Raw genomic sequence first — 16,096 nt, forward strand, 5'->3', positions numbered from 1 at the left:
GACGAAGATGTACTCTCTATGACGACAATATGAACGGAATATGAACTGGCCAAAAAAATAGGCTTCACACGTAAGGAAGCTTGCGCATGAAGCCGTAGCAATCAATTTAATCTGTTGGCGTAGTGATTGGCAAGGTGACAAAGAAGGTCGTTCCTTGACCAGGTTCACTTTCCACTCGGATGTCACCTTGATGCAGCGATACGATTTGTTTAACAATGGCAAGGCCCATACCGCTCCCCTCATATTTGCGACTGTGGGAACGATCGGCCTTGAAAAAACGCTCGAATATACGTTTCTGATCTTCGTGGGGAATACCGATGCCCGAGTCGGATATTCGGACGGTCACGTTTTTGATATCTTGGAGGATACTGACGTTAATCACGCCGCCATCCTTGGAAAATTTGATGCTATTGGCGAGGATGTTCGTCCATACCTGATTTAACTGGTCATGATCAGCCGTTACTTTAACGGTCTGTAAATCAAGCTCAAAATGAATGTTGCGCGCAGACCATTGCGGCTGGAGCGCCACGATGACCCGTCGGATCTGTTCATCAAGGCTGAGTGTCGCTAGACGGAGTTGCTGTGACTGCGATTCAAGCAAACTCAGCTTGAGCAGGCTATCACTCATTTTGGACATCCGCTTCGCTTCCTCAATGATAATATCCAGATAACGGCTTCGTTCGTGATCTGCGAGGTTTACTTGCTTAAGTGCTTGAGCATAACCGGATATCGAGGTGAGCGGTGATTGTACTTCGTGCGACACGTTCGATACGAAGTCCCTGCGCATCTGCTCAAGTTGCTGCAGATCGTGCATCATTTCTTCGAAGCTGCGAGCCAACGTACCCAGCTCACTCGTTTGCTTGATATTCAGCTTGACGTTGAAATCTCCAGCTGCAATACGCTTGGTCGCTTTTGTCAGCTTTTTGATTGGTCTGACCAGGAATACAGAGGCAATGAGAATCAATAAGCTTCCTGCAATCAACGAACAGATTGCAAAGATCAATCCCCACTTGGCGACAAAAGAGGCAGAAGGAGGGGCGAGCGTTTCCAAAAACATCGCTTTCGTTCCCATTTCCGTTTTCAACGGCAACCCTAAGAGGACTGTAGCAATACCGTTCGGCGTTTCTTGAACAACGCCTCCATCAATGACTTTCTTTAGCTGCTCCATCGTCACCATAACAGGTTTGTGTCCGTTAAGTTTACCGTAAGATTGGAACTGACCCGTTGCCTCGTAAATGCGAATATAATAGGAATCGAGCTGCTTCATTTCACTTACGAACGCGTCCGCTTCGCGTAGCGGAAGCGTCTTGTAAAGCCGGACGACGTCTTGACCAAAGTTACGTAAGTTAATTTGCGCGTTCACGTTCAATTTTTCTTCGAATATCCAAGTAGACACATAAAAAGCAATGACCGTGCCCGCGATGACGGAGACTAGAAATGTCAGGACAACTCGAATATATAAGGATTTAATCATTCGTAAACCTCAAGCCGGTACCCAAGCCCGCGCACCGTTTCAATCCGAAAATCGGCTGTAGTTGCGAACCGTTCACGCAGGCGTTTAATATGTACATCCACGGTTCGATCATCCCCCGCGTAATCAATACCCCAAATTTGATCGATCAACTGCTCGCGCGTATAGACTTGTCCGGGTGTACCAGCCAGCTTATACAGTAACTCGAACTCCTTGAGCGGCAGCGTGATCGACTCCGTCCCTCTCATCACCTTATACGTCTGTCGATCAAGCGTGACGTTGCCGAACTGGATCGTCTGCGTGGAGCCAATCTTGTATCGTTTCAGCAATGCCCGAACACGAACCGTAAGCTCCAACGGGTCGAATGGCTTCGTCAAATAATCATCCGTCCCAAGATCGAACCCTTTCACTTTCTCCCATGTCTCGCCTCTCGCAGTCAGCATAAGTAACGGAAGATCAGGATTCGCTCTCCGGAGTTCCTTACATAACGTCCAACCATCCATGATCGGCATCATAATATCGAGCACGACAAGATCGACATGCGTTGAGGCGTAGACGGCCAGCGCTTCTTTGCCGTCCGCGGCTTCGACTGTTGCGAATCCGCCATTGCGTAGAAATAAACAGACGAGTTCGCGAATGTTCGCATCGTCGTCAGCAACTAGTATCGTAGGCATCTATTCCCTCTTTTCGCTGTATTCCATCCCATGTTGAAGTAATCATTATACTATAAATGGATTAGATTTACCCCTATTCTTCCTATCATCACCTTCACATTGGCACTTCCAGCAAGCAGGCTGGCAAGTTATTATGGACAATTTCAAAGCCTATACCGAACAAAACTAGTCATCGCGAAGAAGACGCCGGGGAAGGTGCCCGGCGTCTTCCCTTATTAATCCAAGTATGAGTGCGCTCTCCGTTATCCTTAACCTTGAGTTGCATCCGTGTTCATATAGTTGATTGCCCACATATGGCCGTCCAAGTCCTCGAAGGCCCAAGGAGACCGCAGTATTCACGATTTCATCCACCTTTTCTCGGCTCTCGAAGGCCAATGCGATCGTCATTTGCGCATACTTTTCCGTATCAACGGTTTCCTTCTGCGTGAGCGACTTTAAAAGTTCTTTGGTGAGCAGCATGACCTGCAGGTTGTCGTTGAAAACCAATCTTAGTGTACAAACGGAATAGCTCTTCCGTCACGGTACGAATGCGGCTGTATCGGCCCGATAAGAGTTTAAGGAACAAATAGAATCTTGTCAATGAAATAGGATGCTTCTTGGCGAAGCAAAGGTGCTTTGGAGCGGAAATCGACTGAACCGTCAGAATTGGCTATTGTGCCTGGATCCGTAACTCCGGCAGCAATAAGCTTGCTTACGGCCTTGATAGCCGATTCATCAGTTTGCCCTGCCAATCGCACCTCATCGCCAAGTGGCCAAGGAAGAGGAATGCGCGTTAAGATGACGGCCATTTCTTCCCGAGTTATCGTGCGATCCGGTTCAAACCGGCCTTCAGGATCCTCCCCCAACCATTGATTCTCGACCGCTGCCTGAATCTCTTTGACCGCATAATGGTGTTCGATATCCGTATAACCGGATTTCGATTTGGAGGGCGGATAGCCGACAGCATGCAGCAACATTGTGATGAATTCCGCACGGGTCATGGACGCTTTGGGGTCAAAGCTGCGCCCATCTCTTCCATTGATGATATCCAGCGAATGGAGCTTTTCAATAGACGGTTGGTAGGGGCTTTCTTTCGAGACGTCGGAAAACAGCGCTTTTTCCTGTATTTTGGGCGAATAGGCTATCGGTGACTTGGCAGGTCTGTACATATTAGCAATACCGCCATCCTTTTGTTCAAGAAATGCTATTTTCTTCCCGTGGTCATCCATAAACAATAAGGGATCTATCTTTTTCAAAATAGTCTTGCCATTCCTCAATTTGTATCTGTCTTCCGCTACAAGTTGTCCGTTAGTGTATGTAATTTTAGTCACAAATGACGGGGTATGCAGATCTCTGTATAATCCGACGTAACGCGCGGCTTGCTGTTCTGTCAGAGATGATACAGATTCAGGCGTCTGGGGACTCTTCGGATAATAATGGTCCATAAAGGCTGCGTACAAATCCGAGCGCAATTCGGAATCATTATTATAAATGACGAACATTCCCGTTTTGCGCTCAGGCAGTAGCCATGTAAATGAGGCATGTCCGGGGATGTTCCCACCTTTGCTGACGACATACTGACCATTCGACAGTTCATTGAAAATGCTTTCAAATCCATAGCTTGTAATAGGTATGGCAGGATGAGCGAAAACGGAAAACTTGCTCATTTGCTGAACGCTTTGTTCGCTTAACAATTGCCGATCTCCGGCCTTTCCTTTTTGCAGAAGCATGATCATGAATTTAGCCATATCGCTTCCCGTGGACAACATTCCGCCCTGAGGCATGTCCGTAGGATAAAGGCCATACTCCGGATATGGCGTGCCTTCCGGATCGTAGGCTGCAGCCATTCGGGCTTTAAGCTCTGGGGTTACAAGATCATGGGAAGAATTCATACCGAGTGGCTGAAAGATGTTTTTATCCATGTATTCATGAAAAGGGAGTCCGGTAACTTGTTCCACGGCATATCCCGCCAAAGCAAAAGCATAATCGTCATACTGGTAGGCTTCCCCCGGCGTTCGGACGATAGTTGGCATTCGATCCATTAAGAAATCTCGAAGAGAATTCTCTTGATTGAGAAGATCGGGCGAGGCGTCATCGTCTTTTTCATATGGGAAATCGAACCCAGTCATATGGGTCAGCATATTTTCCATCGTTAGCGGTTTACCTGTCGAATTGGGTATTGTGATACCTCCGAGATAGGATTGGATGTCCTGATCCAGCTTGATCTTCCCTTGGTCAGCAAGCTGCAGCACAGCCGCAGCTGTAAGCGTCTTAGAAATGGAACCGATGCGAAAAACGGTCTTGGAATCAACCGGGATTTTGCTTTCTTTGTTTGCATACCCGTATCCTTTAGATAAAACAACTTTTCCGTCCTGAACGACGACGAACATGGCACCCGGAACATTGAACTTCTTCAGGCTTTCCCCAAAGTATTTGTCCGCGAAGGCCTCCACTTCTTTGGGGTCAATCGGACCGCTTGGAGCAGCAGGAACAGCTGCAGGCTGAATCGCAGTGATTGTTTGCCCCTTAAGAGGAAGCTGTTCCGCACTGACACTGTACCCTCCGAACAAAGCAATCAAGTAAGTCGCAGCTAGAGACGTGCTTAGCGTTACAGCGAGCACTTTTGAAACTCTTTTTTTGCGCATTAGAAAATTCTCCTTCAATGAAATTAGTATAGGCTGGAAGTACCCACTCAGTGTAACATGATGGATTATTTCCCCACACAGTCTTCCGTCTAGTTCATTACCTAGCCTGAGGTCAAGCAAAAAAGGATCTGACCGCAGCAACGACCTGGTCCTTGCAATGGTAATAAAGGATAGATCACAGGCTGAGTGTTTTCTTTTTTTGACTAATTGCACGTATATATTTAATTGTAAGTCTCCATAACACTTTCCCCATCAAAAACATCAACACACCAATCACAATAGAAGTTGGTAAGAACTGCATTGGGCTTGGTGTAAATGCTCCAATTTGGATTGTTATTCCGGTAGTATCTTCTCCCATAAAATTCCCGACAAATTTAATAATTCCGCCTAATGGTGTAATAACTCCACTTATCATTAAAGCAATGGAAAGAGTACTGATAATCGGCAAAACAAACATACCAATGGCGCCTGTAAAGCTGCTACAGAATGCAAATACAGCGGCGAATTTACGCCAACTAAATTTACTGTTTTTTGAAATGGCATCACCTAAGTATGCTATCGCTAATTCTTTTGGATTTCCTAACCTTTCGATGATTCGCTCAGTAGTAAGACCAGTATTTTGCAACTCAAGCATTGCACTTTTGATTTCTTTTACAATGACAATACGCTCGGAAAAGGACAAAGCTTTTAAATACTTTTCAATTTTTTCAAGATAGCTATCCATAATTTTATACTCCTTTAATTTCTGCTATAGCAATAAAGCGTTGGGTTGCCGCCATAATTTCAAAAGCCCCAAAGTAAGTTGGGGTTTTTGGACCAATAAGATATATTTTTCTCTATTTCCGTTTTCCCTACTTGTTAAATTCAGCAAGCAAAATATTTTTAAAAGGATTAGGACTGTTATCTCTACCCAAACTGTTCAAACTGACGACCAACGTATGATTGCCTCCAAGTGTACCTCCAGCAATCGTAGAAAACCCTAGAATGCCACCTGTGTGTCCCCATATCGAGACACCATTTGAAAGCTTAATTTCAGAGATTCCAAGACCATATCCTTCGATTCCATTTCTTCCTACAGGAACTGTAGTAAGCATTTGTTTTAGTTGCTCTTCCTTCAGTAATTTGCCACCGAGCAAGTAAGAGAAGAATTTATTTAAATCGTCAGCATCAGAAATCATATCTCCAGCTGAGCTACCTGCACTTGGATTATAATAAGTTACGTCTTTTATCTCACTTGCTTCGTCTGGTTGGGAATATCCCCGTGCATGCTTGGTGCCTGGAATAACGCTTGAATTGCCAGGTAGGAATGTATCCAACAATTCAAGCGGTTCAATAATCCGATTTTCAATCTCTTCCGCGTAGCTGTTTCCAGTTACTTTTTCAATAAGAATACCCAATAGTACGTATCCCGTATTTGAATAAGACCAGCCCTTTCCTGGAACAAAGTCTGGGGGCAGAGAAATCCCCAACCTCACTATTTCTTCAGCCGTATACGATTTTTTTGTATCCATAAAATCAGCATCTTTGGATCTTGAGTATTCAGCGATACCACTTGTATGATTCAATATCTGCCGGATGGTAATCTGATTACCATTATATCCGTTTCCTTGAATGACACTAGGCAGCCATTTTTCGATGGAGTCGTCTAGATTCAAGCGGTTCTCTCCAGCTAATTGAAGTACAACCGTTGCGGTGAACGTCTTCGTCACGCTACCAATGCGAAAGCGATAATCTGTTTCCATTGGTTTCTTAGTGCTCAGATTCGCTACCCCAGTGGCATAACCCCACTTTTTTCCACCCTCAGTAGTTTTAGCAAGTATCCCCGGGAATCCAAGTTGCAATGTCTCCCCCATAGCTTGCTTGACGGAATTATGATCTTGTAGAGTGCTTGTTTGTAAAGATTTAGATTCATTTTGAGTGGTCTCAGCTTTTACAATTGAGGTTGGCGATGTGTATAACAGAGAACTTCCAGTTATCAAAAAGGCCAGACTTGCAAATGTAATTTGACTACGTACTTTCATAGGGTATTCCTCTTCTCTATTAAGTGACTTACTGAATTCATCATACAAGGAAGAAGGCTGTTAGAATGAAAAGCGCCCTGAAACGCAAAAAACAATCCCTAAACAACAGGTTGTCTAAGGATTGTTGGTGTATAATGGTAGTAATGCCATATTATTAAATACTTTATGTTTCGTTTCAATGGTCATATGACCACCGTACTTGTCGCAGATTCTAGCTATGTTCGTTAATCCAATACCATGAAATTCCGGGTTTGATTTTTGGCTGTTTAGGTGGGCAACTTCATTCTCCATATGATTCATGATGTGAATGAGAAGGTTAGACTCGGTAGAATGTATTTTTATAAGAATGTACCTATCTTCTGCGATTTTTAACTTTTTAGAAGCCTCTATTGCGTTATCTAGCATATTTCCAATGACAACACACAAGTCATAACGGTCAATATGGACTACTTGTGAACATAAGTTAATCTTTGTATCTATTTTTATGCCATTGGCTTGTCCAATATTAAGAGTGTTTGTGACAAGGGCATCAATAACCAGGTTCCCTGTGTTAACCCGTTGATACGCTCCTTCGACTTTATTTAATGTCGTCTTAATATGTTCCAGTGCAGTTGTTAACTCATTTCGCTTAATGCACTCTTCAATATACAAAAACTGCTGATTCGTATCATGAATGATTCTTTTAATGGATTTGAAGCTGTGAACGACTTTTTCGTAATTCGCATCCTGATAGTCCATCTGAAGTTGCAACTGCGTATTCTCATGCATGAATTGAAATTTATCAATGATCATATCAAAAATATAGAAAATCATAACGTTTAAGAATAGTAATACAATGACAGACATGAAAGAATAGGCGTCCTTATAAGTTAGAATATTCAGTTGGTTTATACTTACGATAGGAATAGCCGAAAAAAATATGTAGTAACGATAATGCAAAGAGTAACTTCTACGTTTTGCAAGTAGGCGTATGATCTGAATGATAGCAAACATGATCATGCAACTGAGTAAAATTGCTTTTGTGTAGGCTATTTGATCATGTTCATTTACAGGGTCAAAGCTAAACTCAATTGAATATAGGGTATAAAAAATATAAAGGGATATAAAATTAACGAGAGATATTAAAACACCGTAAAACAAAGAAAAAATGATCTTGTCTTTAATTTCTACTTGATAAGATTGTGCAAAACTAAATATCATGAGCAAAGGTAAAATCAAAGATAAAATAGGAGAGATGGGAATAACCAGATACAGGTAATCAAGCAACCCAAACATAATGAAATAAATGAATCGGTTATGCTTTTTAGCTGATTTACCAAACACCGAGTTGAAGAAAAAATTAATTTGAACACCCATCACAAGTACAATGCTAAAGACAATAGGAAAATTATTTTGGATCATATTTCAATCGACTTTCATAATCATAAATTTGGTGTAAGTATCTTTAACCTCTTTAATTTTAGAACGACCTATGGGTAATTCCAACCCATTGGACATTAGAACAACTCCGCTAGCAAATTTCTTCACATGAAGCAGATTAATAATAATAGAACGATGGATTTGCAAGAAGTTACAGTCTTTCAAGGCCAAAGCATAATCTGAAATGATGCCTTTGCTTTCATAGGTTTGATTAGTGGTCGTAAAATGTAGTTTACTTTTTATTGTTAGGCTTTTGGCAGCTTGAATACTAATGAGGTCATCATATTTTAAAACGATTTCTTCATAGGTTGACTTGATAACCATAAATTTTTTATCCAGTGCTTGAAAGTATTGGCATATCTTGATCATTTTCTCCTCCAAGATCGAAGGAGCAATGGGTTTTATCAAATACTGAAATGTCATGACATCAAAACTTTCCACCATATATTCAGGATAGCTTGTCAGAAAAATAATTTGTTCATCCAAGTTATTTAACCCTCTTATTTTTCGGGCTGTTTGAATCCCGTTCATCCCCCCCATTTCAATATCCAAAATTAAAATATGGAATGGAGTTCCTTGGAGCTCATAATTGGATACCAATTGCTCTCCCGAGCTGAATAATTCAATTTCAAAATCTATATTTGTCTTTATCGACAAAGTAATGAGGATACTTTTAACAAGCTCTCTTTGTTTTTCCTCATCATCGCAAATAGCCACTCTATACAAATATGATACACCTCTCATTTTCAATACCTTACCACAACTTCCTTCTCCCGCTCATTCAATATCTCTAAATTCTTATATATCTTTGGAAAGTTGCTTTTCTTAAAACTTTCGATTGTAATATTGGCTTGTGGAAATCCTTGTGAGAAGGATCAGGATCAGTACTGCGAACAGAGTTATCGAAATCGTAACGTTAAAGAAGCCGAATACAATCGCCGCCAAAGAGACGGAAAACAAAGTTACGTACAAACTCAAAGAATTCGCCTTTTCCATGATCAGCTCCGCGTTAAAACCGTCCGAAACTCTGTCATGACTCTCCAACCTCCACATCACTGAAATCAAACACATCTTCAATCCTTAAGTGAAAATATTTCGCAATTTTATAAGCCAGCACGAGCGAGGCAACATACTTCTCGTTCTCGAGCGAAGTTATCGTCTGACGCGTTACGCCGACCGCGAGTGCAAGCTCCTCTTGACTGATCTTGTGCTTTTTACGCAACTCCTGAATCCTCGTGTTCATGGCCTTGGTCCTCGATCTCCCCACCAGATGTATAGTTTACTTTGCATTTATAGTGTAGTATGCTTTGCCTATAATGTAAAGCTGACTTTGCAAAAATGATACTGCCCCTTGATTCCATGCCCTTTCACAATTTGAAACGGCATACCAAAATCATTATATTTACCAGCGATAATGCAACAAGCCAAATAATTAGAGATGGCATGGTAGTCCATAGTCCGAACCAAGGTAAAACTCGCCCAGCGCCAATAAATGTAGTTAGTGGTGACAGAAGCAAGAGAAGCAAGATAGGGAGCAGTCTCCCGACGGATGAAATAATCAATTTTCCGGTCGCAATGTCCTTTTTACTCCTATTGATACGAGAGTGTGTATAGACACCCAAAAAAATCGTCGCAATTACCAGCAAAATCATAACCGTTTCCATGTTTCTGCTGTTAAACATAGAGGTTTCGACTGTTTCGCCCTTTATAATCCGTGCGATCCCGTCAACAAAAGTTGAATAATCGACAAAAGCGTTTAAACCGGAGTTAAACATCATCGTGATGCCCAACTGCTGATCCAAATATATCGTTTCTTCCGCCTTATACGTCCAGAAAATTCCACTATGGGAAATCGTCCGGCCCCAATGTTCATCCTCTTCTGCAAGCCACCCCATTCCATACGGGCCGCTCTGTCCGGCTTTATGGTATTGCTCCATCAGCTCTGGGGCTAGAAGACGGCCATTGTATTGGGCAAGCATCCATTTTGTCATGTCTTCTGCAGTTGACATAATACCGGCGGGACCGTCAATAAACCAGAAGGGTTCGGCTTGGTTTACAGGATAGCCAAATAATAAATAGTGTCCCCGCGGAATGGCAGGATTCTCATTGATTTGCTGTGTGGTACTGACGTTGAAGGTATGACCCATTCCTAAAAGCTCAAATATATTCTTTTCCAGGTAAGCTGAGAAGCTCTGTCCGCTTACTTTCTCCACAAGAAGAGCCAAATATTGATAGTTGGGATTGTGGTAGCTAAAGGCTGTTCCAGGATCAATAGCAAGCTTTACCGTATTCAACGATTGGTTAATCTCTTGCAGCGATTGATATTGAGGGGAATTTGTCATGTCGGGATTCACTTTGTCATTAAGACCGCTTGTCTGATTCAGCAAATTCCGGACCGTAATATTGCGAACACGTTCGTCCTCAGGTGAGAGGTCGGGAAAGTAAGATGTGTATGGCGCATCAAGGTCGATTAGTCCTTTTTCCACCATCTGCAAGACGGCTAGTGCCGTAAATGATTTGCTTAATGAAGCAATGGGAAAGAGGCTACTGCCGGTTATATCGCGACCATCTGAAAAAGCACCATAGCCTTGAGCATAGAACAACTCTTCGTTATTGGCTATTGCAAGAGCCGCGCCCTTAATATGATTGACTTTCATGTTTTTTTTGACGTAGTCATCAATTTCATGCTGTATTTCATTTTTGTTTCGGATTTCAATTGCGAAAACAGGTTTAGCCAAGATTGTCAACATTAGTAGTAAACAACTCAAGCACAGACATATTTTCTTTTGCACTATTGTCATAGTAGCACCCCTTAATCACATGATAAGGAAATGCTAATGGATAATTTTCAACTATTTATCAACCCCATAAAGAAACTTGCTGTTACGTTTCCGCCACCATCGGAGCTGTTTTCTACATGCAGACTCCCCTCATGCTTTTCGCACAGTACTTTGCTTATATAAAGTCCCAGTCCATGATGCGAATTCGCATCCCATACCTCTCCGCGATAAAAAGGAAGCACGGCCTTCTGAAGCGCTACGTCAGAAAAACCGACGCCGTCATCCGTGACTGTTATGGAAAAAAACCCCTTGCAGACATTATAATGAATACTCACATTACCGACAGCATAACGCGCTCCATTAGCTATCAAATTCTCAAAAACCTGCATCACCAAATGTATATCGACAGCTATTTTTTTCGAATCCGCAGCAATGGAAGAACCGAAAGTCTTGCCAAATTGTCCGGTTATTTGTCGGGCGATGTCATTTAGCAAGGAGGTCAGAAGATCCATTTCAAGCTCATGGCTGTGTACCGGCATGTCCTCCAGCTTCTGAATCGAATTCATGGCATCAGTGTAACTTTCAAGACGTACAATATGGACTTTCATGGTTTGAATCGTGTCCAGTATTTTTTCCTCGGATAAGTTGTTTTGAGGCAGATAGGTGGTCAGAAACTCGGAATATCCTTTCAGGACAGATAAGGGCGTCCTTAGATCATGGGCAAAAATAGCATTAAGTTGTTTGCGTTCCTCAACCGATCGCCAAAGATCTCTATAATTTTTTTCCAATTGTGCGCGCATTTTTTCAAATACACGGCATAGCTCGCCCAACTCATCCTTGGCCTCATAAGAAATATGGAACCCCAAATCATTCGCCGATATTTTCTCCGATGCCTTCATCAGTATTTCAAGCGGCTTTTTCAGTTTCCATCTATAAAAGAGGCTGGCCATCAGGACAATACCGCCGGCAACAGTAAATAGTACCATCGCAACGAGGGAAGGTAACACCCAATTGTTTACGGAAGAATGGTCGGCAAATCGTAGCCGTATGTTTTCCGCCCATCTAAACTCTAATATGATGATGACTAGAACGGTGATGAGCGTAAGACAGCATAAAAAGATGAATGATTGCAGCAAGGTCATATGCTTCAGTCGCATCCAGCCTAAGATTTTCGCCATTTGTATCCTACTCCCCAGACGGTTTCTATCCTGTTTTCGCAGCCATGCTCTTTCAATTTGAAACGAATTCGCCTGATATGTTCCGCTATCACGGCACTGTCGCCTTCATCGTCCAAGCCCCATACTTTTTCATAAATCCGCTCTTTATCAAATACCATTCCGGGATGTGTCGACAACAGCTCTATAATATCGAACTCCTTTTTAGCCATGGAAATTTGCACGTCATGGAAGTAAAGCGCACGAGCTGAATAATCTATGATCAAATCTTCACTAAACTTTATCGACGTTTTATTTTGACTGCGCACTTCCCTGCGTAAATGCGCCTCTACCCTTGCGCCCAGTTCATGGATACTGAACGGCTTTAGAATATAATCATCCCCTCCGGCCCGAAACCCAGATATTTTATCCGCATCCTCAACGCGGGCTGTTAGAAATAAAATAGGGCAGGACACAAAGCACCGGATTTTCCTGCATAATTCAAGACCATTAAGTTCAGGCATATTGATATCCAGCAAAATAAGGTCCGGTTGATTTTCAATTTGTCGCAACGCCTCATTGCCGTTCTTCGCCGTCATAACGAAATACCCATTCATTTCAAAGTAGTCCGTCAACAGTTTTCGTAGATCGGCTTCATCATCTATAATCAATATCTTTTTCATATGGCATTCCCTGCTCCCCACTTCAAATCTTTTATATCCAGCATAACAAAAATCGTTTGCCATCCCAAGCGGCGCTCCCCCCCTGCAGGTAGCTGAGTTAAGCCTCATCTATTCCACTATACTGCCTGTTACTTCAACGGACAACGGCCGCCGGCAGTGTGCCGGCGGCCGTATGTCATGATTGAGCTTTAGTTTCCGTTAGCTTAACAATCTTTCTCTTCCTTGAGCCGGTTGGCGTTTTAAGAAGATCATGTTTTTCTACCGCTTGTCTAAGGATTAATTGGGCTATCTGAAGTTGAACCATCAGGATTCAATAAATACATGTAGACTTTATTAGCTTTAGGATTAAAATAGGATATTGAATAAAGGTATAATTCATTATTTTTCCATCCGATAAATAAATTAGCTCCAATTTTTTTGTTCTTCAGACCTTCTTCATCAGGAACGTGGTCAGGTAAAGCACCTGTATAATTAGGGTCTTTGAAAAAATTGTATTTCCAATAGGAGTCACTTCCATTTTCTAAATCTCCATTAACATCCGCAAGCTCCAATTGTTCTCTAAATAATGATTTCACCTTTTCTTTAGTTAAACCCAACTTTAACTTTTCTTTTATTTCGTTTATTTTTTCAATTATCATCCGTTCTCTTTCACTAATAGTTGCTTCGTTTCCATTAGCAGATGTTATCGCAATGGATTTCGTTGCCTCATTCCACTGGACTTCTCCGCCTGTTGCCTCAACGACTGCTTTAACTGGCAGATACGATGTACCATTAATAATGACTGGAGTTAGTACGGCACCATCACTGTCTTTGGGTACCCAAGTTTTATTATTGAGCGTAAATTTGAAATCATGGTTTAAGTAAGCCTGGATGCTTTCCACACCTCCCGACGCATAGCTGGTAATCCCAAACGCCATACTGCAAACACTTATAACCGCAATTTTCATCCATCCCATTTTTTATTCACCTTGTATCCTTTGTATATTTTTTTCCCAATACCTCTTTTGCCTGTCTCCTTCAGCAAGTTTTAACTAATCAATTAGACGTTCAATGTTCACATAAGTTCCATGATTTTACAAATTATACTCTACTGCCCGATAACTTAAAGAGGCTGCGCGGACGATCCCGCGGCAGCATCGTGTTGCAGTTGATTGAACTATCGTATTCCGATATCAATCGAGTTTATTATTTTCACTCAATTTGGCATTTGAATACACTATTCGTTGATAGGCATTACGATTCGGGCGCTTTTGGCAATACTTCTTATCTCTGTAAGCACAGATTCATCCAGTGTTACTTCGGCAGCGGCCAATGCATTCAAAATATGCTCGGGCTTACGTACCCCAATAAGAGCACTTGTTACGAGAGGATTCGCAAGAACATAAGCAATGGCTAATCGGGAAACTGTGATGCCGAGTTGTTCGGCTACGTCTTTGAGTTGTTCGACAATAGCGATATTTTGCATGAAACTTTCCCCGGTATGGGAAGGGGATTTCGATCGCCAATCCTGCTCATCGAAGCGAGAGTCGAAAGTATAATTGCCCGAGAGAAGGCCCGATGCAAGCGGACTATAAGCCAGTACGCCGATTCCTTTAGCTATGCAATACGGCAGAAGATCGGACTCCACCTGATGAGCAAGTATGGAGTATGGCGGTTGCAGGGAATCAATATGTCTGACCGCCAAAGCCTCATCAAGAAGTGCGATCGGGAAGTTGCTGACTCCTACATAACGTATTTTACCTTCCTGAACCAACTTCTCCATGGCTCGCATTGTTTCTTCAAGAGGTGCTTTAACATCAGTATCGGGCCAGTGCATTTGGTACAAATCGATATAATCGGTGCCGAGACGGCGCAAGGAATCTTCCGCTTCGCGAATGATCGAACCGTATGTTCCGTTGCGGGTTATATTGTTTTTATCGTCCCAGACTAGACCAAACTTAGTAGCGATGACGGCTTTCTCGCGACTGCCTTTAAGCGCCTTACCGAGCACTTCTTCGGAGTGACCCATTCCGTAAACAGCAGCCGTATCAAAAAAGTTAATGCCAGCATCAAGTGCAGCACGAATACTATTTTGCGACAATTGATCGTTTTGTTCGCCCCATGAGAACACCCAGTCTCCGCCGCCAATAGCCCAAGTTCCAAAACCGATCACAGAGATTTCCGGTCCGTTTTTCCCTAATTTCCGATATTTCATGTTTATCATCTCTCCTATTTGATTGAATTTGTACTGTGTCACCTGTGCTGTGCTATGATTATGCCACAGATACAACTGGCTAACGATGAGTTTAGTTATCATAGGTGCAGTAACACCAGGTTAAGGGGAACACCCTTACCTTATAAGGAGTGGATTAAATGAGTGCGAACAGTCGGCGTTCGGAATTGGGAGACTTTTTAAGGACGCGCAGAGAGCGTCTGGATCCTTTGGAACACGGATTTACGATAGGGACAAGACGAAGGACGTCAGGGTTAAGAAGAGAAGAGTTGGCGCAAGTTGCCGGAGTTAGCGTTTCTTGGTATACGTGGCTGGAGCAGGGGCGTGATATAAACGTCTCGACGCAAGTGCTGGAGAGCATCGCTAGAGCGCTGCGATTGGATTGGGTGGAACGAAGGCATCTGTTCAATTTGGCGTTGGACACGGTTACGATTCAGCATTTAACTCAACAGTCATTGGAGTATGATAACCTGCTTCAAAGCGTATTGGATTCTTGGGATACCTGTCCGGCGTATGCTGTTGATTACAAATGGAATATTGTTGGGTGGAACTCTTTGGCGAACCGGGTGTTTGGTGATTATTCAAAGCGTTCTGAAAGGGATCTCAACTTAATATGGTATGTTTTTACCAATCCTTCACAACGTATGCTGCTTATAAACTGGGAAAGAGAAGCGAAAAACGGTCAAGCCTTGTTTCGAGCGACCAGCGACCAATACGCAGATAACCCGTGGTTTAGTCAGTTTATACACGACTTAAGCGAAGCCAGCTTGGAGTTTCGGGAATGGTGGGCTTTGCACGATATTCAGATCACTCATGGCAACAAAGAGCTGAACCATCCTGTTGTAGGAAGTTTGTTCCTGAGACAAACAACGTTATTGATCGCTGAGTTCCCTGAGCTGAAAATTTTGCTATATATCCCACTTCCACTGGGAAATACGTTGGAGAAGCTCAATCATCTTGCTTCATCCACGTACGAGACTGACACAAAGGAATTGCAGCTGGGAGTACTTCGTTGAAGCAGAGAAATGCATCTTGTACTATAGATACTTTCTTCCCTT

Annotated in this window: 14 protein-coding genes; 1 reads left to right on the forward strand and 13 read right to left on the reverse strand. The window is 42.7% G+C overall.

All coding sequences use genetic code 11. From position 1 onward, the window contains the following. Window positions 1-106: 106 nt before the first annotated feature. The 13 genes from LOZ80_RS12350 to LOZ80_RS12410 form a co-directional block, all read right to left on the reverse strand. Window positions 107-1,474, reverse strand: a complete 1,368-nt coding sequence (locus tag LOZ80_RS12350) for a sensor histidine kinase (protein WP_238171718.1) — start codon at window positions 1,472-1,474, stop codon at window positions 107-109. After that, entirely contained in the window at window positions 1,471-2,145 is a 675-nt protein-coding gene (locus tag LOZ80_RS12355) for a response regulator transcription factor (RefSeq protein ID WP_238171719.1), read from the reverse strand. The genes LOZ80_RS12350 and LOZ80_RS12355 overlap by 4 nt, the downstream gene beginning before the upstream one ends. A gap of 554 nt (window positions 2,146-2,699) precedes the next feature. Continuing rightward, on the reverse strand, window positions 2,700-4,769 hold the full coding sequence (locus LOZ80_RS12360; protein ID WP_238171720.1) for a serine hydrolase domain-containing protein: 2,070 nt from the start codon (window positions 4,767-4,769) through the stop codon (window positions 2,700-2,702). A gap of 175 nt (window positions 4,770-4,944) precedes the next feature. Continuing rightward, window positions 4,945-5,493, reverse strand: a complete 549-nt coding sequence (locus tag LOZ80_RS12365; protein WP_238171721.1) for an HAAS signaling domain-containing protein — start codon at window positions 5,491-5,493, stop codon at window positions 4,945-4,947. A gap of 127 nt (window positions 5,494-5,620) precedes the next feature. Beyond that, the gene (locus tag LOZ80_RS12370) at window positions 5,621-6,790 is read right to left on the reverse strand and encodes a serine hydrolase domain-containing protein (protein WP_238171722.1); all 1,170 of its coding nucleotides are present in this window, start codon (window positions 6,788-6,790) and stop codon (window positions 5,621-5,623) included. Between the two features lie 114 nt (window positions 6,791-6,904). Continuing rightward, window positions 6,905-8,191: an ATP-binding protein gene (locus tag LOZ80_RS12375; RefSeq protein WP_238171723.1), complete on the reverse strand. Its 1,287-nt coding sequence runs from the start codon at window positions 8,189-8,191 to the stop codon at window positions 6,905-6,907. A 3-nt stretch (window positions 8,192-8,194) separates the two neighbouring features. Further along, window positions 8,195-8,935, reverse strand: coding sequence for a LytR/AlgR family response regulator transcription factor (locus tag LOZ80_RS12380; RefSeq protein WP_238171724.1), 741 nt, complete (start codon window positions 8,933-8,935; stop codon window positions 8,195-8,197). Between the two features lie 304 nt (window positions 8,936-9,239). After that, window positions 9,240-9,452, reverse strand: a complete 213-nt coding sequence (locus LOZ80_RS12385) for a helix-turn-helix transcriptional regulator (RefSeq protein ID WP_238171725.1) — start codon at window positions 9,450-9,452, stop codon at window positions 9,240-9,242. A 124-nt stretch (window positions 9,453-9,576) separates the two neighbouring features. After that, window positions 9,577-11,010 carry a serine hydrolase domain-containing protein gene (locus LOZ80_RS12390; protein WP_238171726.1) on the reverse strand — a complete coding sequence of 478 codons (1,434 nt, stop codon included), beginning with the start codon at window positions 11,008-11,010 and terminating at the stop codon, window positions 9,577-9,579. Between the two features lie 47 nt (window positions 11,011-11,057). Next, a complete protein-coding gene (locus tag LOZ80_RS12395; protein WP_238171727.1) occupies window positions 11,058-12,167 on the reverse strand; it encodes a HAMP domain-containing sensor histidine kinase in 1,110 nt (369 codons plus the stop codon). Beyond that, a complete protein-coding gene (locus tag LOZ80_RS12400) occupies window positions 12,152-12,826 on the reverse strand; it encodes a response regulator transcription factor (protein ID WP_238171728.1) in 675 nt (224 codons plus the stop codon). Before LOZ80_RS12400 ends, LOZ80_RS12395 begins: the two co-directional genes overlap by 16 nt. A 269-nt stretch (window positions 12,827-13,095) precedes the next feature. Next, entirely contained in the window at window positions 13,096-13,782 is a 687-nt protein-coding gene (locus LOZ80_RS12405) for a stalk domain-containing protein (RefSeq protein WP_238171729.1), read from the reverse strand. A 260-nt stretch (window positions 13,783-14,042) separates the two neighbouring features. Continuing rightward, window positions 14,043-15,020 carry an aldo/keto reductase gene (locus LOZ80_RS12410; protein ID WP_238171730.1) on the reverse strand — a complete coding sequence of 326 codons (978 nt, stop codon included), beginning with the start codon at window positions 15,018-15,020 and terminating at the stop codon, window positions 14,043-14,045. 158 nt (window positions 15,021-15,178) lie between these two features. Between LOZ80_RS12410 and LOZ80_RS12415 the strand changes: the two genes are divergently transcribed. Beyond that, window positions 15,179-16,054, forward strand: a complete 876-nt coding sequence (locus tag LOZ80_RS12415) for a helix-turn-helix transcriptional regulator (RefSeq protein ID WP_238171731.1) — start codon at window positions 15,179-15,181, stop codon at window positions 16,052-16,054. The last annotated feature ends 42 nt before the right edge of the window (window positions 16,055-16,096 follow it).

The organism is Paenibacillus sp. HWE-109 (genome assembly GCF_022163125.1).
Taxonomy (GTDB): Bacteria; Bacillota; Bacilli; order Paenibacillales; family NBRC-103111; genus Paenibacillus_E.

What these genes read in the sequence shown, in the direction of transcription:
- LOZ80_RS12405 (WP_238171729.1), bottom strand. Translation starts at nt 13,782, where the DNA reads ATGGGATGGATGAAAATTGCGGTTATAAGTGTTTGCAGTATGGCGTTT.
- LOZ80_RS12390 (WP_238171726.1), bottom strand. Translation starts at nt 11,010, where the DNA reads ATGACAATAGTGCAAAAGAAAATATGTCTGTGCTTGAGTTGTTTACTA.
- LOZ80_RS12410 (WP_238171730.1), bottom strand. Translation starts at nt 15,020, where the DNA reads ATGAAATATCGGAAATTAGGGAAAAACGGACCGGAAATCTCTGTGATC.
- LOZ80_RS12360 (WP_238171720.1), bottom strand. Translation starts at nt 4,769, where the DNA reads ATGCGCAAAAAAAGAGTTTCAAAAGTGCTCGCTGTAACGCTAAGCACG.
- LOZ80_RS12355 (WP_238171719.1), bottom strand. Translation starts at nt 2,145, where the DNA reads ATGCCTACGATACTAGTTGCTGACGACGATGCGAACATTCGCGAACTC.
- LOZ80_RS12395 (WP_238171727.1), bottom strand. Translation starts at nt 12,167, where the DNA reads ATGGCGAAAATCTTAGGCTGGATGCGACTGAAGCATATGACCTTGCTG.
- LOZ80_RS12400 (WP_238171728.1), bottom strand. Translation starts at nt 12,826, where the DNA reads ATGAAAAAGATATTGATTATAGATGATGAAGCCGATCTACGAAAACTG.
- LOZ80_RS12370 (WP_238171722.1), bottom strand. Translation starts at nt 6,790, where the DNA reads ATGAAAGTACGTAGTCAAATTACATTTGCAAGTCTGGCCTTTTTGATA.
- LOZ80_RS12415 (WP_238171731.1), top strand. Translation starts at nt 15,179, where the DNA reads ATGAGTGCGAACAGTCGGCGTTCGGAATTGGGAGACTTTTTAAGGACG.
- LOZ80_RS12375 (WP_238171723.1), bottom strand. Translation starts at nt 8,191, where the DNA reads ATGATCCAAAATAATTTTCCTATTGTCTTTAGCATTGTACTTGTGATG.
- LOZ80_RS12365 (WP_238171721.1), bottom strand. Translation starts at nt 5,493, where the DNA reads ATGGATAGCTATCTTGAAAAAATTGAAAAGTATTTAAAAGCTTTGTCC.
- LOZ80_RS12385 (WP_238171725.1), bottom strand. Translation starts at nt 9,452, where the DNA reads ATGAACACGAGGATTCAGGAGTTGCGTAAAAAGCACAAGATCAGTCAA.
- LOZ80_RS12350 (WP_238171718.1), bottom strand. Translation starts at nt 1,474, where the DNA reads ATGATTAAATCCTTATATATTCGAGTTGTCCTGACATTTCTAGTCTCC.